This window comes from Flavobacterium bomense (assembly GCF_003970355.1).
Window position 1 is genome coordinate 188,855 of sequence record NZ_RYDJ01000002.1, and the last position, 17,140, is coordinate 205,994.

Annotated in this window: 17 protein-coding genes; 16 read left to right on the plus strand and 1 reads right to left on the minus strand. The window is 35.1% G+C overall.

Features of this window, described 5'->3' with window-relative positions; genetic code table 11:
• Positions 1–24: 24 nt before the first annotated feature.
• Entirely contained in the window at positions 25–414 is a 390-nt protein-coding gene (locus EKL98_RS03650) for an acyl-CoA thioesterase (RefSeq protein ID WP_126451631.1), read from the minus strand.
• A 67-nt stretch (positions 415–481) separates the two neighbouring features.
• On the opposite strand from EKL98_RS03650, the gene EKL98_RS03655 reads away from it, so the two are divergent.
• The 16 genes from EKL98_RS03655 (at position 482) to EKL98_RS03730 (ending at position 16,965) form a co-directional block, all read left to right on the plus strand.
• Positions 482–886 (plus strand): glyoxalase, encoded by a 405-nt coding sequence (locus EKL98_RS03655; protein WP_126561575.1) that lies wholly within the window; start codon positions 482–484, stop codon positions 884–886.
• A gap of 290 nt (positions 887–1,176) precedes the next feature.
• Complete coding sequence (locus EKL98_RS03660; RefSeq protein ID WP_233589351.1) at positions 1,177–1,758, plus strand: alpha/beta hydrolase-fold protein; 582 nt, start codon at positions 1,177–1,179, stop codon at positions 1,756–1,758.
• A gap of 146 nt (positions 1,759–1,904) precedes the next feature.
• Complete coding sequence (locus EKL98_RS03665; RefSeq protein ID WP_126561576.1) at positions 1,905–2,846, plus strand: ATP-grasp domain-containing protein; 942 nt, start codon at positions 1,905–1,907, stop codon at positions 2,844–2,846.
• A gap of 68 nt (positions 2,847–2,914) precedes the next feature.
• Positions 2,915–4,024: a carboxylate-amine ligase gene (locus tag EKL98_RS03670; RefSeq protein ID WP_126459649.1), complete on the plus strand. Its 1,110-nt coding sequence runs from the start codon at positions 2,915–2,917 to the stop codon at positions 4,022–4,024.
• Between the two features lie 40 nt (positions 4,025–4,064).
• Positions 4,065–4,895, plus strand: coding sequence for a type 1 glutamine amidotransferase (locus EKL98_RS03675; RefSeq protein ID WP_126553265.1), 831 nt, complete (start codon positions 4,065–4,067; stop codon positions 4,893–4,895).
• A 12-nt stretch (positions 4,896–4,907) separates the two neighbouring features.
• Entirely contained in the window at positions 4,908–6,098 is a 1,191-nt protein-coding gene (locus EKL98_RS03680) for a hypothetical protein (protein ID WP_126459656.1), read from the plus strand.
• A 469-nt stretch (positions 6,099–6,567) separates the two neighbouring features.
• Positions 6,568–7,131 carry a gluconate 2-dehydrogenase subunit 3 family protein gene (locus EKL98_RS03685; RefSeq protein WP_126451624.1) on the plus strand — a complete coding sequence of 188 codons (564 nt, stop codon included), beginning with the start codon at positions 6,568–6,570 and terminating at the stop codon, positions 7,129–7,131.
• A 54-nt stretch (positions 7,132–7,185) separates the two neighbouring features.
• Positions 7,186–8,889 carry a GMC oxidoreductase gene (locus EKL98_RS03690; RefSeq protein ID WP_126451623.1) on the plus strand — a complete coding sequence of 568 codons (1,704 nt, stop codon included), beginning with the start codon at positions 7,186–7,188 and terminating at the stop codon, positions 8,887–8,889.
• 10 nt (positions 8,890–8,899) lie between these two features.
• Complete coding sequence (locus tag EKL98_RS03695) at positions 8,900–10,060, plus strand: Gfo/Idh/MocA family protein (protein ID WP_233589352.1); 1,161 nt, start codon at positions 8,900–8,902, stop codon at positions 10,058–10,060.
• Between the two features lie 39 nt (positions 10,061–10,099).
• A complete protein-coding gene (locus tag EKL98_RS03700) occupies positions 10,100–11,152 on the plus strand; it encodes a sugar phosphate isomerase/epimerase family protein (RefSeq protein ID WP_126553261.1) in 1,053 nt (350 codons plus the stop codon).
• Positions 11,153–11,170: 18 nt separating this feature from the next.
• The gene (locus EKL98_RS03705) at positions 11,171–11,545 is read left to right on the plus strand and encodes a c-type cytochrome (RefSeq protein WP_126459669.1); all 375 of its coding nucleotides are present in this window, start codon (positions 11,171–11,173) and stop codon (positions 11,543–11,545) included.
• A 101-nt stretch (positions 11,546–11,646) separates the two neighbouring features.
• The gene (locus tag EKL98_RS03710) at positions 11,647–13,101 is read left to right on the plus strand and encodes a Gfo/Idh/MocA family protein (protein ID WP_126561577.1); all 1,455 of its coding nucleotides are present in this window, start codon (positions 11,647–11,649) and stop codon (positions 13,099–13,101) included.
• Between the two features lie 32 nt (positions 13,102–13,133).
• Complete coding sequence (locus tag EKL98_RS03715) at positions 13,134–13,871, plus strand: 3-keto-disaccharide hydrolase (RefSeq protein WP_126561578.1); 738 nt, start codon at positions 13,134–13,136, stop codon at positions 13,869–13,871.
• A gap of 57 nt (positions 13,872–13,928) precedes the next feature.
• Entirely contained in the window at positions 13,929–15,167 is a 1,239-nt protein-coding gene (locus tag EKL98_RS03720; protein WP_126459678.1) for a nucleoside permease, read from the plus strand.
• 9 nt (positions 15,168–15,176) lie between these two features.
• The gene (locus EKL98_RS03725; RefSeq protein ID WP_126561579.1) at positions 15,177–16,070 is read left to right on the plus strand and encodes a hydroxypyruvate isomerase family protein; all 894 of its coding nucleotides are present in this window, start codon (positions 15,177–15,179) and stop codon (positions 16,068–16,070) included.
• A gap of 19 nt (positions 16,071–16,089) precedes the next feature.
• A complete protein-coding gene (locus tag EKL98_RS03730; protein ID WP_126459684.1) occupies positions 16,090–16,965 on the plus strand; it encodes a sugar phosphate isomerase/epimerase family protein in 876 nt (291 codons plus the stop codon).
• Positions 16,966–17,140 lie beyond the last annotated feature (175 nt).

Consider the following 17,140-nt stretch of genomic DNA (forward strand, 5'->3'; position numbering starts at 1 on the left):
TAAAAAGTATAAATGCACTTCGTATCAAATTAATAATCTGTTTTTCACATATTCAATTGCTGTTTTTCCATGTGCCTTAGGTTTTCCATCCGCATCTAAGTTAACCATTGTGGTGTGATCAATTGTAATGATAGTTTCGCGTGTCATCATATTTCGTGCCTCGCATTTCAGCGTGAGTGAGGTTGTGCCAAATTTTAAAACATCAATTCCAATTTCGACAATATCACCTTGTCTGGCTGAACTTCGAAAATTGATTTCCGACATGTATTTGGTTACGATTCTGGTATTTTCTAATTGAATTATGGTATACAAAGCCAATTCTTCATCAATCCAAGCTAATAATTTACCACCAAATAAAGTTCCGTTAGGATTTAGATCTTCGGGTTTTACCCATTTTCTAGTGTGAAATTTCATGTTTTTTCTTTATAAATGTAAAAATACGTATTCTTGACGCAATTTTATTTAATTTTAAAGAAAAAATATGAATGCACGCGATACTTTTTTAAAAGAATTTCGAGGACAAACAATAGGTTCCGTAACCACACAATCCACAACAGAAGAATCATTTCAAAATGAGGTGTTACGCCCCATTCTAAAGTTGCAAAATGACTTATTTGCAGCATCCTTCCTCAATTATGTCAACAAAAATAAAATTGATTTCTACAGTTATACACTTGATAAAAAAGTATCCGTCATGGAAAATGCAATCCAGAAAGACATCAAGTTTAGAAATTCTCTAAAAGGAATGATCATTGGTTTATTTACAGCCGATGAATATGCTGCTTATGTACAAAACTCCTCCAATATCAATAAAAGAATGATGAGCATGCTTGTAGAACGATTAAAAAGTCATGTATCACTGTATGAAATTAATAAAAGCAACTAGCGCTATTTCTTCCTTATTTTAGAAATTTAGGGTTCTCTAATCAAATAGTAATTATAGGAAAGATCCTAAGGCTTATTTTAGGTCTAAAAACCTTATAATTAAAAATATAGAGCTTTTAAAACACGTTGCCTTGTTGTTTATAATTTAAAAAACGGCTCTTTATTCATCCAAATTTCACCATTTAGATCCAATTTATTAATCCTAATCTTTTTTATAATAAATATGGGTTAAGTATAATTTTATCTGCTTTTTGTGTTATTTTTTTCATTATAATTGTTAAAACTAATTTCATGAAGGAAGAGTATTTCAAATGGCATTCCCCTAATTTAAATAGAGAGATAGAAATGTTGGTTTTTGGACATGCCGGATATCCTGTAATTGTATTTCCTACTTCTATGGGGAGTTACCATGAAAATAAAGATATGGGATTGATTGATTCTGCAAAATGGTATCTGGAACAAGGTTTGATCCAAATATTTTGTCCTGATAGCATTGATAAAGACAGTTTTTACAATAAAAATATATATCCTATAAATCGTATAGAAAACCACGTCAGGTACGATAAAATGATTTGTCACGAAATCGTTGAAAAAGTAAAGAACAATACCTCCTCAGGCAGAGTGGCTCTTGCCGGTTGCAGTTTTGGCGGGTATCATGCGGCAAATTTTGCTTTTAGACATCCTGGTTATGTAAGTCATTTGTTTTCTATGAGTGGCGCTTTTAATATCAAGAGTTTTATGGATGGTTTTCATGACGATGATGTGTTTTACAACAGCCCGGAAGATTATTTACATGGACTTAATGATCCGGAATTATGGAAAATGGATATTGTGCTTGGGACAATTGGGATATTTGTTTTGATGCAAATTTAAAATTAAGTAAAGTGTTGAGCGATAGAAACATCCATCATTGGTTGGATATTCGTCAGGAACGAAAACACGACTGGCCGGTATGGACCGAAATGTTTCCACATTATTTATCCAGAATAAAAAAATTTTAAAATTATAAACATATCAAGATGAAAAAAATTGGAATTTTATTTGGAATGGAAGATACATTTCCACAAGCCTTCATAGATCGTGTCAATTCAAAAAACGAAAAAGAAATCATAGCTGAAGCTGTGATTATTGATAAAGTAGTTCAAAATCAAGACGGAGAATATGCCGTAATTATTGATCGCATTTCGCAAGATGTCCCTTTCTATCGTGCATATTTGAAAAATGCTGCTTTAACAGGGACGAATGTGATCAACAATCCTTTTTGGTGGAGTGCTGATGATAAATTTTTTAATAACGCATTGGCCGATACTCTGGGAGTTCCGTTACCTAATACGGTACTTCTCCCATCGGCAGAACATCCTACGGATACGACTGGAAAATCATTCCGAAACCTAAAATACCCAATGGATTGGGAAGAAATTTTTCATTATATTGGTTTTCCAGCTTATATGAAACCCTATGCCGGAGGTGGCTGGAAAAATGTGTATCGATTAGAAAATGTCGAAGAATTTTGGGAGAAACATAAGGAAACGGGGCAACTGGTGATGATGCTACAGGAAGAAATTGTTTTTACAGAGTATTTCAGAGTCTATTGTTTGGGTTGCAAAGCCGTTAGGATTATGCAATACGAACCCAGAAATCCGCATCATTTGCGTTATGTACTTGATGGGCCGCCTGTGGATAAAAAATTATTAGCTACTATTAAGGATTATACTTTACGTCTTTGCAAAGGATTGGGTTATGATTTTAATACGGTTGAATTTGCAGTCCGTGATGGTATTCCCTATGCGATAGATTTTGGAAATCCCGCACCAGATGCTGAATTAACTTCGGTAGGTGCAGAAAACTTTGAGTGGGTTGTAGAGGAAGCTGCAAAAATGGCAATTGCTGCTGCAAAAAAACAGAAATCCGGAAAGATGAATTTGACTTGGGGAACATTTATGAAAGATGCAGTAAAATAGTTTTCAGTCATAGTATTCAGTAAACAGACTGTAAACTTTGACTGCGACTGAACACTAAAACAATAATTATGTTAAAGAAATTACCTGTTTTCACCCTCGGTGTAGAAGAAGAATATCAAATTATAGATCCTGTAACCAGAGATTTACGGTCGCATTTATCCAAAATTGTAGATGGTGCGAAGATCATTTTGAATGAGCAAGTAAAGGCTGAAATGCATCAATCTGTGGTCGAAGTGGGTACCAATATTTGCAATAATGTGAATGATGCCAAAAATGAGATTCGGTTTTTACGTTCTAAAATCGTTGAATTAGCGGACAAACAAGATCTTATTGTGGGGGGTGCCGGGACGCATCCTTTCTCGAAATGGCAGGATCAACCGATAACTGATGATCCTCGCTATCACGATATTGTCAATGAATTGCAAGATGCAGCGCGTTCTAATTTAATTTTTGGAATGCATTGTCATGTAGGAATTGAAAATCGGGAGATTGGCTTGCAATTAATGAATCAGGCCACATATTTTTTGCCACATATTTTTGCGCTTTCAACGAACTCTCCTTTTTGGGAGGGCAGAAAAACGGGTTATAAGTCCTTTAGAACGAAAGTTTTTGACAAGTTTCCAAGGACAGGTTTGCCGGAATATTTTGATTCGGTGAGTTCGTATGAGAATTATTTGGACACATTAATAAAGACTAATTGCATCGATAATCCAAAGAAAATCTGGTGGGATTTACGGTTGCATCCTTTTTACAATACGATTGAATTCAGGATTTGTGATATGTCATTGACAGTGGATGAAACCATTTGCATTGTTGCTATTATTCAGGCAATTGTAGCTAAACTCTACAAATTGAACATGAACAATACTAGCTTTAATGTGTATCGACTGGCTTTGATAAAAGAAAATAAATTTCGGGCGGCACGTTACGGAATTGAGAATAGTATGATCGATTTTGGTTTGCAAAAAGAAGTAGAAACAAAAATGCTTATTCTGGAACTGCTTGATTTCATTGATGATGTGGTGGATGAATTGGGAAGTCGTGCTGATATAAATTATGTCCATGAAATTTTAAAAAACGGTACCGGTGCTGATAAGCAACTGGCTATTTTTCAAGAAACGGGCGATCTTTCCTGTGTGGTTGACTTCATAACAGGAGAATTTACGAAAGGATTATAAAATATAAAGTACCTTTGTTCATTGTTTTTTTAAAAAAAGTATGTCTAATAAAATTATAAAAATAGCCCTTCTGGACATGTACAATGGTGAACCCAACCAGGGAATGCGATGTATTATTGATGTAGTCAATAGGTTTAGTCCCGTTGTTAGTTTTGAAATATTTGATGTTCGGGTAAAATGTGAATTGCCGGACAAGAATAAATTTGACATTTATATTTCAACTGGAGGACCTGGAAATCCCTTAAGTGGTGATGGAAACTGGGATGTAAAATACTATGAATTTATCGATTCCTTGAATAAATGGAATACTGAAAATAGTATTAAAAAACATGTTTTGTTCATTTGTCATTCTTTTCAAATGGCGTGTTTGCATTTTGGATTGGCTACGGTTACCAAACGAAATGACACTTCTTTTGGGGTGATGACCATTCATAAAACCAAAGAAGGACTTGTGGATCCCTTGTTCGAGGGATTAGGAGACCCTTTTTATGCGATAGACTCCAGAGACTATCAAGTGGTTCAACCCAAGTTAAGTATTTTTGCGAAAAAAGGAGCCAAAATTATTTCATTAGAGAAAATTAGGGATCATGTACAATACGAACGCGCAATTATGGCCGTGCGTTTTACCGATTATTTTGTGGGTACTCAATTTCACCCGGAAGCGGATCCCATTAGTTTTGTTTCTCATTTAAGAAATAAAGAAGCAAAGGAAAAGATTAAGAATATGAAAGGAAAAAAGAAGTTCAGAAACATGCTGGAGGATTTATTAGATGATGATAAAATATACAGAACTAATGAAACTTTGATTCCTAATTTCCTTCGAATAGCAATTAATGACTTGCTAAAAACAAAGAAGACACTTTCTAATTAATACGATTTCAAAATGATTTCAAAATATCGGAAGTTATTTAATACTCAATTTACAGAAAAAAAATATCAGGAATTCAAAGATGATATTGCTTCCGATTTTAATTACCTGCCTACTTTCCGGTTAGGCGAAACCCCCTTTTTTATTTCGAAGGAGCTTAAAGCACAATTGATTGAAGGCTGTAATGATGTTATAGCTTTCATTCAGAAAAACGACTTTAAATCACTTACAAATAAATCCTTAGAACTAAATAATACTGTTCCTAATGAGGATGAACATACTACCTTTTTAGCAATTGATTTTGGAATTTGTGAAGAAGACGGAGTACTTATTCCAAAACTAATTGAAGTACAGGGATTCCCCTCTTTGTACAATTATCAAATGCATTTGTACGAAAAATTTAAAAATCATTATCCATTTCTTAACGAATTAACTCCATTTATTAATGCTATTGAACCACAGGAATATCTTACTATTTTAGAAGAAGCGATTTGCAACCATCATCCAAAAGAAAATGTTATTCTTCTTGAAATAGAACCCGAAAAACAAAATACCAAGATTGATTTTTATTACTGCAAAAGAGACATTGGCATCCCTATAGTTTGTGTTACTGAACTCATAAAAAAAGGAAAACAACTGTTTTACAAAAATGCAACAGGCAATGAAATATTGGTAAAAAGAATTTACAATCGGGTTATTTTTGATGAATTGGATTTGAGAACAGATTTAAGACTTAATTTTAGTTTTTCAGATGATTTGGATGTGGAATGGGCGGGACATCCTAACTGGTTTTTCAGAATCAGTAAATTTATTTTACCTTTCTTAAAAGGAAAATATTGTATTGAAACGACACTATTGAGTGACTTGGCAGTAATTCCTCAGGATTTAGAAAACTATGTTTTGAAACCGCTTTTTTCTTTTTCAGGAACGGGCGTTATTTTTCATGTCACAAAAAAAGATATTGAAGCCGTTGTAGATAAAGAATTATATATTCTTCAAAAAAAAGTAAATTATCTTCCTATTGTACACGCTCCTGAAGGGAAAGTAAAAGCTGAAGTCCGAATCTTGTGTGTTTGGAAAAAAGGTGATGCCGCACCTACTCTACTCTGCAACTTAGTCCGCTTAAGCCGTGGCGAGATGATTGGCGTGAAATTCAATAAAGATAAAGATTGGGTTGGTGGCACTTTAGGTTTATTTGAAAGGTAGATAATACTTCCATTTTGTAACATTCAAAAAATTCCATTTTTTAGCGGGTTGCACATTTAAATTACTTCCTATTTTTAAAATATAAAAACTTCTTTTTTACTACAAAACAGGAAATATATAGTAGATTATTTGAATGGTTATTTAAGTAATACCGTCATTTTAACACATTGAAATGGTGTGAAAAGAAAATACAGTTATATTTTATAATTAAAACCTTGTTAATTTTACATTAAAAATAATTTAAAAATCGTTTTTTATTCTTTTTTGCTTCTTCAAACATTTTTTTTTTCTTGATTTAATTGATTCCAACTGCTGTTTAATGAATTTTTGAAAGTGATTCCCTTAATAATTTGAAAAATATGGAATTATTCAATATTTTAACATAAAAAAAATTAACCTGTTTTTTTTTTCTTTATTATTGTAATGTTATAATAAATTAAGAAGAATCAATAATTTTAATAATTAGCAAATGAATAGAAGAGAAGCACTTAAAAGCGTTGCATTTTTGATGGGAAGCGCAATCTCAGCAACAACAATGGGCGTTTTATTTGAAAGTTTTACTTTGCCTGAAAAAGAAAAAAATAGCGTGTCTTTTTCTGCTGCAGATGAAGAAATTTTGGCTGAATTTGCCGATATCATTATACCTACTACAGCCTCTTCGGCAGGAGCAAAAGCTGCAGGACTGGGTGCTTTTATTCCAATGATTATTAGAGAATGTTATCCTGCAAAAATGCAAGAAATTTTTGCTTCCGGGATGCAGGAAATGCAAGCAAAATGCGTTAAAGATTTCAATAAGAATTTCTTATCAATGTCAGTTGAAGAGCGTCAGCAATTAATGACTTCATTACGAGATGAAGCAATTGCAACTGATAAAGCACCTTCATTCTTTTTGATTGCTAGAGATTTGACTCTTCTTGGCTATTATTCTTCAGAAATAGGTTGTACACAAGCACGCGAATACCTTCCAGTTCCGGGACGCTACGATGGTAGTGCAGACTACAAACCCGGACAAAAAGCTTGGGCAACCAACTAATTGTTACTAGAACCTTTTGTTATAAACTATTTTATTAAATAAAAAATACTACCCGTGAATATAAATACCAATTTGAAAGAGGAAAATACGTATGATGCTATTGTTGTAGGATCTGGAATTAGTGGTGGTTGGGCTGCAAAAGAACTTACCGAAAAAGGATTAAAAGTTTTGATGTTAGAACGCGGAATGAATATTGAGCACATCAAAGATTATGAATCGGCCATGAAAGCACCATGGGAATTTGAACGCGCTGGCAAGCTTACCGAAGAACAAAAAAGAACCCATCCTGTTCAAACAAGAGATTATCCATACAATGAAGCTACCGAAAAATGGTGGGTGAATGACTTGGAATGTCCCTATACAGAAGACAAACGTTTTGATTGGTACAGAGGATTTCATGTGGGTGGAAAATCTTTAATGTGGGGCCGTCAAAGTTACCGTTTTAGTGACCATAATTTTGAAGATAATGCCAAAGATGGTCATGGAAATGACTGGCCTATTCGATATAAAGACCTTACCAAGTGGTATGATTATGTAGAGAAATTCGCAGGAATAAGTGGGCAAGCTGAAAATTGGCCCCTATTACCGGATGGTAAATTTTTGCCTCCAATGGATTTAAATTGTGTTGAAAAATCAGTTAAAGAAAGATTAGAAAAACATTATAATAAAACCCGTATTCTTACAATTGGTCGTACTGCTAACTTAACTGTACCCCACAAAGGGCGTGGCAGCTGTCAGTACAGAAATTTATGCAGTCGAGGCTGTCCATTTGGCGCCTATTTTAGCACCCAATCTTCTACACTACCTGCTGCAATGGCAACCAATAGATTGACCGTGAGACCCTACTCTATTGTGAATCATATTATTTATGATAAAGATACCAAAAAGGCAAAAGGGGTTATGGTTATTGATGCAGAAACAAATGAAACGATGGAGTTTTATGCTAAAATTGTTTTTGTAAACGCATCCACTTTAGGATCAACATTCCTGTTATTAAATTCAACCTCAGAAGCGCATCCGAATGGAATGGGTAATGCCAGCGGACAATTAGGCCATAATCTTATGGATCATCATTTCCGTTGTGGTGCAGAAGGAACAGCTGAAGGTTTTGAAGATAAATACACGTACGGAAGAAGAGCTAATGGTATTTATATTCCAAGATATCAGAATGTAGGTGGTGATAAACGAGATTATTTAAGAGGTTTTGGGTACCAAGGAGGTGCCAGCAGAGGATCTTGGCATAAAGAAGTTGCCGAATTGGCTTTTGGTGAAAACTTTAAATCGACTATGTCATTACCTGCTGATTCCTGGAGTATGGGATTAGGTGGTTTTGGAGAAATGCTGCCGTATTACGAAAACAAAGTGTACATCGATCATAGCAAAAAAGACAAATGGGGACAACCAGTTTTAGCTATTGATTGTGAATACAAAGAAAATGAAGCAAAAATGCGGGAAGATATGATGAATGATGCCGCAGAAATGCTGGAAGCATCTGGAATCAAAAATGTGCAAACCTATGATAACGATTGTTATCCTGGAATGGCTATACACGAAATGGGTACTGCCAGAATGGGTAATGACCCCAAGGATTCCGTTTTAAATAAATGGAATCAATTGCACGAAGTTAGTAATGTATTTGTTACCGATGGTTCTTGTATGCCTTCTATTGCGTGTCAAAATCCATCATTAACATTTATGGCTTTGACGGCTCGTGCCTGCGATTATGCAGTAAAAGAATTAAAAAAAGGAAATATTTAGGTTCATCATTATGAGAAAATTAAGAATGGGAATGGTCGGTGGTGGTCAAGATGCCTTTATAGGTGCAATTCACCGCTTAGCCGCCAATATGGATGGACTAATTGAATTAAAGTGTGGTGCATTAAGTATAAAACCAGAAACTGCAATTGCATCTGGTAAAGCCTTGTTTCTTCCGGAATCAAGAACATATTTAACGTATGACGAAATGATTAAAGCGGAAGCGGCTTTACCTGCTGACGAAAGAATCGATTTTGTAACTATTGTTACTCCAAATTTTGCCCATTTTGCACCTGCAATGATGGCTTTGGAGCATGGTTTTAATGTAGTAATTGAAAAACCAATGACTTTTTCATTGGAAGAAGCAAAACTATTGAAACAAAAAGTAGAAGAGACAGGATTACTACTTTGTTTAACACATACGTACTCCGGGTATCCAATGGTCAAACAAGCGAAAGCTATGGTCAGCGAAGGAAAATTGGGTAAAATTAGAAAAGTTTTAGTAGAATATCCCCAAGGATGGTTAAGTACACTATCCGAAAGAGAGGGAAACGCACAAGCTGCATGGCGAACAGATCCTAAAAAATCCGGAAAAAGTTCTGTAATGGGAGATATTGGTACGCACGCCTCTCATTTAGCCGAATATATTACCGGGGCTAAAATTACCGATGTTTGTGCAGAATTAAACACATTAGTTGAAGGCCGCATAATGGATGATGATGGAGCTGTACTATTGAAATTTGACAATGGTGCTAAAGGCGTTTTAATCGCATCGCAAGTAGCAGCTGGAGAAGAAAACGCTTTAAAAATCAGAGTTTATGGCGAAAAAGGTGGAATCGAATGGTTTCAACATGATCCAAACACTTTAACGGTTAGGTGGTTAAATGAACCAACTCAGGTTTTAAGAGCTGGCTCTAACTATGCACATTTATCTTCATTTGCAACACATAATTGTAGAACTCCAGGCGGACATCCAGAAGGATATTTAGAAGCATTTGCTAATATTTACCGCAACTTTGCTTTAACGCTTGGTTGTAAATTAGAGGGCACAGCACCTACTGCTGAAATGTTAGACTTTCCTTCTGTTGAAGATGGAGTGAGAGGAATGGCATTTATAGATAACGTAGTCGCATCATCACAATCGGATAAAAAATGGACTCCCTACGTTTTGTAATTTATTAGGAATTCGTAGACCTCTTATATACCAAATATTATGACAACAATTCAAGGGCCTGCGGTCTTTTTAGCACAGTTTATTGATGATAAAGCTCCTTTTAATTCCTTAGATGGGATTTGTAAATGGGCTGCTGATTTAGGCTTTAAAGGGATTCAAATGCCAACATTAGATACCCGTTTTATTGATTTACAAAAAGCGGCAGAAAGTAAAACCTATGCGGATGAACTAAAAGGAACAATTGCTTCTTACGGACTAGAAATCACTGAATTATCAACCCATTTACAAGGGCAGTTAGTGGCTGTTCATCCTGCTTATGATGACTTTTTTGATGCATTTGCACCAGTAAATGTACATGGAAATCCTAAAGCAAGGCAAGAATGGGCTGTGCAACAATTGAAATATGCGGCTAAAGCATCTCAAAATTTAGGGTTAAATGCACATGCCACTTTTAGTGGTTCTCTACTTTGGCAGTATTTTCATCCTTGGCCACAACGACCTCCGGGTTTAGTGGAAGATGGTTTTGCCGAATTGGCTAAACGCTGGTTGCCCATTTTAAATGAGTTTGATCAAAATGGTGTTGACCTTTGTTACGAAATTCATCCCGGAGAAGATTTATTTGATGGGGAAACCTATGAAATGTTTTTGAAAGCGGTGAATAATCACTCCAGAGCTTGCTTGTTGTACGATCCATCGCATTTTGTTTTACAACAATTAGATTACATCCAATATATCGATTTTTATCATGAACGGATTAAAGCATTTCACGTAAAGGATGCCGAGTTTAATCCTACAGGAAAGCAAGGGACTTTTGGAGGCTACCAAAGCTGGGCAAATCGTGCCGGACGGTATCGTTCTCTAGGCGATGGTCAGATTGATTTTAAAACGATATTCAGCAAACTAGCCCAATATGATTTCAAAGGATGGGCAGTAATGGAATGGGAATGCTGCATTAAAAATCAGGAAGATGGAGCGCGTGAAGGTGCTGAATTTATAAAAAATCATATTATAAAAGTTACTGATAAAGCATTTGATGATTTTGCGGCAGTAGAAACAAATCTGGCTTTTAACAAAAAAAACTTAGGATTATAAAAACTTAAATACAATAAAATGAAATTAAAATATTTCTTTTTTGGGGTTGCACTAATTAGTTTAACCTCATTTTCCAATGATAATTCAGAAGAAAAATATATTGAAACTACTGCGCAATCAAACCTTGTTGTTCAAACCTCTGAAGGAGAAAAATTAATAGCTAAATCCGATTGCATCGGATGTCATAAATTAGACAAAAAACTAATTGGTCCCTCCTACTTAGACATTGCTAAAAAATATGCTTTAAATGATAAAAATGTTGCCTATTTATCCGGTAAAATAATAAAAGGTGGCTCTGGGGTTTGGGGTTCAATTCCCATGTCTGCGCATGCTTCACTGAAAAAGAATGAGGCAAATTCTATGGCAAAGTATATTTTATCCTTAAAAAAGTAAATTAAAAGGCGCTTTTAAAGAGTCAATATAATTCTAGAATGTCGAAAATAAAATCATGATGTTACACAATTTTTTGCTATAAACTAAACTGGATTAAAATAATGAAACAAAAAGAAGAAGATAAAATTACAAATAACCGTCGTGATTTTATAAAAACAACCGCTATAGCTGCAGCAGCTTTTATGATTGTTCCCCGTCACGTTCTAGGAAGAGGATTTGTTGCGCCAAGTGATCGTTTATCAATAGCCAGTATTGGTGTTGGTGGACAAGGTAAATTTGATGTCAGTATGTTTGCCAGAAGTGGAAAAGCGGATATATCGTTTTTATGTGATGTAGATACCAGAAGAGCAGCTGCAAGTGTAAATGCATTTCCTAAAGCTAAATTTTATACCGATTGGCGTGAAATGTTAGACAAAGAACATAAAAATTTCGATGCCGTTTCAGTTTCAACTCCAGATCATAATCATGCTATTCAAGCACTTGCTGCTATGCAATTAGGAAAACATGTGTATGTTCAAAAACCTATGGCACATGATATTTACGAAGCTCGAATTTTGACACAAGCTGCTACAAAATATAAAGTGGTAACCCAGATGGGAAATCAAGGTGCCTCGAATGATGGTACCAGAATAATGAAAGAATGGTATGAAGCAGGTTTAATAGGCGATGTTCACACGATTCATGCTTGGACAGACCGTCCGGTTTGGCCTCAAGGGATTCCTTGGTCTGCTAATAAAGCGGATATTCCAAAAGAATTAGATTGGGATTTATGGTTGGGAACAGCTCCTTACAAAGAGTATGTAAATAAATTAGTGCCCTTTAACTGGCGCGGTTGGTGGGATTATGGAACAGGTGCATTAGGCGATATGGGCTGTCACTTGTTAGAAGCACCTTTTAGTGTATTAAATTTAAAATATGCTAAAGATGTTCAATGTAGTGTAGGTTCTGTATATGTAGATGAGTTTAAAAGAGGATATTTTCCTGAGAGTTGTCCTCCCTCCAGTCATGTTACCTTAACTTTTCCAAAAACGGAGAAAACAAACGGTGACGTTGCAGTACACTGGATGGATGGTGGAATTCAGCCGGAAAGACCTTCCGAATTAGGTTCGAATGAAATTTTTGGAGACGGAGGAAATGGTACCTTATTCACAGGAACAAAAGGAAAAATGATGTGTGATACCTACGGTTTAAATCCACGTTTGCTTCCTCTAAGCAAAAATGAAAATCTCCAAGTTGCTCAAAAATACGCAAGAGTGATCGATGGTTCAGGAGGACATTACAAGCAGTGGATTGAAGCCGCTATTGCTGGTTATGGGAAAAAAGAATTAAGTTCTCCTTTTGAAATTGCCGGTCCTTTAACTGAAGCTTTATTGATGGCAAATCTTGCGATCAGAGGATACGATGTGATGCGAGAAGAGCTTGGAGAAGAAGTGTACCCAGGACGTTCCGCAAAATTATTATGGGATAATGATGCCATGAGAATTACAAATTTTGATGAAGTGAACCAATTTGTGAAACGGGATTATCGTCAAGGTTGGAAAGCTTTAACTTTATAAGCAAGATTAATTATTAATTCAAAAATTCAAAAATGATTAAAAATATTTGTACTTCATTACTTGTTATGATACTGATTCAAACCGCAAATGCACAGCAAGCGCCCATACCAAAAGGATTTAAATCCATATTTGACGGACAATCCACAACGGGATGGCACAGTTACGGAAAAACAACAGCTGGTTCCGGTTGGAAAACAGAAGAGGGTGTGTTGCATTTTGATCCTACAGCTGCCCAAAACGGTCAAGGAGGTGATCTTGTAACGGATGCAGAATACGAGAATTTTCATCTAAAACTAGAATGGAAAGTCGCGGAAAATGCCAATAGCGGTATTATTTTTTATGTAAACGAGGATTTGACAAAATTCAAAAATACTTATGAAACGGGTCTGGAAATGCAAGTATTGGACAATGACGGTCATTCTGACGGAAAAATTGAAAAACACCGTTCAGGTGATTTATATGATTTAATAAAAAGCACCTCAGAACCAGTAAAACCAGTAGGAGAATGGAATTCTGTTGACATTGTATGTAAATTTGGAAAACTGACAATGTTATTGAATGGCGTAAAAGTAGTTGAAACTACGCTTTGGGATGCTAATTTTAAAACATTGGTAGCCGGAAGTAAATTTGCTACTTGGCCAGGTTTTGCTGCATTCAAAAAAGGTAAAATTGCACTACAAGATCATGGAGATAATGTATGGTTCAGAAACATTATGATCAAAGAATGGAATACTATGAAAATTACAACTGGATGTGAAGCGGGTATGTAATTGATCTCTAAAAAATAAAAAAACAACCAAAACCAAAAAATAAAAAACCACTGACTAATGAATAGTACCATCCGAATTAAATTATCCATAATGATGTTCCTGGAATTTTTTATCTGGGGCGCATGGTTTGTAACCCTGGGCACATTTCTGGGTAATAATCTAAAAGCATCAGGATCAGAAACTGCTGCAATTTTTTCAACACAATCATGGGGCGCAATTATTGCTCCTTTTATTATAGGTTTAATAGCGGATCGTTATTTTAATGCAGAAAAGATTTTGGGAATTCTTCATCTCGCAGGTGCCTTTTTAATGTACCAAATGTATCAGTCAGAAGAAGTTGGCATGTTCTACACCTACGTTCTGAGTTACATGATTTTATACATGCCCACATTAGCATTAGTCAATTCAGTTTCTTTTAATCAAATGAAAGATCCGGAGAAAGAATTTGCAAATATCAGAGTTTGGGGAACTATAGGTTGGATTTTAGCAGGATTATCTATTAGCTTCATATTTCATTGGGATACTGCGGAAGCAATTTCTCAAGGATTTCTTAAAAACACCTTCCTTTTAGCAGGAATAGCCGCTTTAATTTTAGGTATATTCAGTTTTTCTTTACCAAAAACACCACCAAAAGTAAGTGAAGAAAAAATAAAAATTGGAGATATCATAGGTCTTGATGCTTTAAAATTGCTGAAAGATAAAAACTTCGCCATCTTTTTTATATCGTCAATCCTGATTTGTATACCTCTTGCCTTTTATTACCAAAATGCACATCCATTTTTGACAGAATCAGGCGTTGAAAATCCTACTGGAAAAATGGCAATAGGTCAAATATCCGAAGCATTATTCTTATTATTGATCCCTGTATTTTTTACCCGTTTTGGTTTCAAAAAAACGATCTTAATCGGGATGTTAGCATGGGCAATTCGTTATGTTTTATTCGCTTATGGCAATGGAAATGATTTAAGCTTTATGCTTATTATAGGTATTGCGCTGCACGGTATCTGTTATGATTTCTTTTTCGTTTCGGGTCAAATTTACACCAATTCAAAAGCGGGAGAAAAATACAAAAGTGCTGCTCAGGGTTTAATAACTTTAGCCACTTACGGAGTTGGTATGTTAATTGGTTTTGCAGTTGCAGGATGGATAACGGACAATTATAAAATGGCAGATGGGGCTGTAAACTGGCAAATGGTGTGGATTATTCCTGCTGGAATTGCGTTTGCTGTATTCTTACTTTTTGCACTTTTATTTAATGAAAAAAACAAAGGAGAAGAATCCACTTCTGCTGTATAAAAATTAAAAATGAGTGCTAATTTAAATAGAAGATCTGCCATAAAAGGAATAGTAGCCGGAACAGTTGCGATGGGAATTCCTGCTGGATTTTCTGCTTTGGCTATGCCAAAAAAGGAAACAGCAACACCATTGGGTAAATTGAAAGGAAATATAAATCACTCCGTTTCTCGGTGGTGTTTTAATGATATAGATTTAGATACGCTTTGCATTGAATCCAAAAAGATAGGGATTACCGGGATTGATTTAGTAGGTCCTAAAGATTGGCCAACATTGAAGAAATATGATCTTGTTTCTACAATGTGCAACGGTGCAGAAATTAATTTAGTGGATGGTTTTAATGATATTAAATTTCATGAGACACTCTTGAAAAATTATATGGAAATGATTCCACTGGTGGCAAAAGCCGGTTATAAAAATCTGATTTGTTTTAGCGGAAGCAGAAGAGGCAAAACAGATGAAGAAGGTTGGAACAATTGTATTGTTGGTTTGCAAAAACTAATTCCATTGGCTGAAAAGCATAATGTGATTTTAGTAATGGAATTACTAAACAGCAAAATTGATCATAAAGATTACCAATGTGACCGAACATCTTGGGGAGTGGAATTAGCGAAACGTTTGAACTCTGAGAATTTCAAATTGCTTTACGATATTTATCACATGCAAATTGATGAAGGAGATGTGATTAGAAACATAAGAGACAACCATCACTACATTACACATTATCATACCGCCGGCGTTCCGGGACGAAATGAAATTGATGATACTCAGGAACTAAATTACACTGCAATTATGAAAGCGATTGCAAAAACTGGTTTTAAGGGATTTGTGGGTCAAGAATTTGTACCTAAAAACCCGGACAAACTCGCTTCATTGAAACAGGCTATAGCAATTTGTGATATTTAACTACTCTAAAAAATAACCCATGATAAAAAGAAGAGAATTTTTAATTAATGCTGGTTTAGCATTAGGCGCATTAGCCATTGCTCCTTCATTTGCTTTTGACTCTAAAAAAAGAGCCATTGGGATTCAATTATGGACACTGCGTGATACGTTACCCAAAGATGTTAAAGGTGTTTTAGCACAAGTTGGAAAAGCTGGATTTACTGAAGTAGAAACTTTTGGTTATTCAGTAGACAACGGCTTTTTTGGAACTTCGGTCCGCGATTTTAAATCAATATTAGATGATAATGGTCTAAAAGCTACGAGTAATCATTTTGATTTTAATTCGATGATCAAAGATGGTTCAACTGATCTTGTACAATCATATGTTGAAACAGCCAACTATTTAGGAAGTGAATATGTAACAGTACCTTACATCGTTTCAGAATTGCGCGGAACTACTGGTGATGCCTATAAAAAATTAGCCTTACAAATTAATAAAGTGGGTGAGCTTTGTAAAGCTGGAGGTTTAAAATTAGCGTATCACAATCACGATTTCGAATTTACAAAATTCGGTTCAACGAATGGATATGAAATTTTATTAAACGAAACGGATAAAAACTTGGTTGATTTTGAAATGGATTTATACTGGGTCATTCGTGCTGGACATGATCCATTGGAATTATTCAAAAAATATCCGGGACGTTTCAAAATGTGGCACGTAAAAGATATGGATAAAGTAAATCCGGATTGGAATGCAGAAATTGGCACAGGAACAATAGATTTCAAGGGGATTTTTGCTCAAGCGGAACGTGCCGGACTGAAACGTTTCTTTTTGGAACACGAATCTAACTACAAACCAAATCCAATAGAATCTGCTGTAACCAGTTTCAATTACATTAAGAAAAACTTAATTTAAACATTTTAGAAAATTTTTTATAAAAAAAAGAGGCTGTCTTTTTGAGACAGCCTCCTATTTAAAAGTAATTCTAAGTAAGTCGAAAGTTTAAAAGTCGTAAAGTCAAAAGAATTAACTTTAATCAAAACAGCTTTAAATCAGATTGTTACATAATTTTATCCTGATTTTAAAATAC

Excerpts from the sequence above, each read along its gene's own strand:
- EKL98_RS03720 (WP_126459678.1), top strand. The coding sequence starts at position 13,929 with ATGAATAGTACCATCCGAATTAAATTATCCATAATGATGTTCCTGGAA.
- EKL98_RS03695 (WP_233589352.1), top strand. The coding sequence starts at position 8,900 with ATGAGAAAATTAAGAATGGGAATGGTCGGTGGTGGTCAAGATGCCTTT.
- EKL98_RS03700 (WP_126553261.1), top strand. The coding sequence starts at position 10,100 with ATGACAACAATTCAAGGGCCTGCGGTCTTTTTAGCACAGTTTATTGAT.
- EKL98_RS03680 (WP_126459656.1), top strand. The coding sequence starts at position 4,908 with ATGATTTCAAAATATCGGAAGTTATTTAATACTCAATTTACAGAAAAA.
- EKL98_RS03660 (WP_233589351.1), top strand. The coding sequence starts at position 1,177 with ATGAAGGAAGAGTATTTCAAATGGCATTCCCCTAATTTAAATAGAGAG.
- EKL98_RS03705 (WP_126459669.1), top strand. The coding sequence starts at position 11,171 with ATGAAATTAAAATATTTCTTTTTTGGGGTTGCACTAATTAGTTTAACC.
- EKL98_RS03650 (WP_126451631.1), bottom strand. The coding sequence starts at position 414 with ATGAAATTTCACACTAGAAAATGGGTAAAACCCGAAGATCTAAATCCT.
- EKL98_RS03710 (WP_126561577.1), top strand. The coding sequence starts at position 11,647 with ATGAAACAAAAAGAAGAAGATAAAATTACAAATAACCGTCGTGATTTT.
- EKL98_RS03685 (WP_126451624.1), top strand. The coding sequence starts at position 6,568 with ATGAATAGAAGAGAAGCACTTAAAAGCGTTGCATTTTTGATGGGAAGC.
- EKL98_RS03715 (WP_126561578.1), top strand. The coding sequence starts at position 13,134 with ATGATTAAAAATATTTGTACTTCATTACTTGTTATGATACTGATTCAA.
- EKL98_RS03655 (WP_126561575.1), top strand. The coding sequence starts at position 482 with ATGAATGCACGCGATACTTTTTTAAAAGAATTTCGAGGACAAACAATA.
- EKL98_RS03665 (WP_126561576.1), top strand. The coding sequence starts at position 1,905 with ATGAAAAAAATTGGAATTTTATTTGGAATGGAAGATACATTTCCACAA.
- EKL98_RS03670 (WP_126459649.1), top strand. The coding sequence starts at position 2,915 with ATGTTAAAGAAATTACCTGTTTTCACCCTCGGTGTAGAAGAAGAATAT.
- EKL98_RS03725 (WP_126561579.1), top strand. The coding sequence starts at position 15,177 with ATGAGTGCTAATTTAAATAGAAGATCTGCCATAAAAGGAATAGTAGCC.
- EKL98_RS03730 (WP_126459684.1), top strand. The coding sequence starts at position 16,090 with ATGATAAAAAGAAGAGAATTTTTAATTAATGCTGGTTTAGCATTAGGC.
- EKL98_RS03675 (WP_126553265.1), top strand. The coding sequence starts at position 4,065 with ATGTCTAATAAAATTATAAAAATAGCCCTTCTGGACATGTACAATGGT.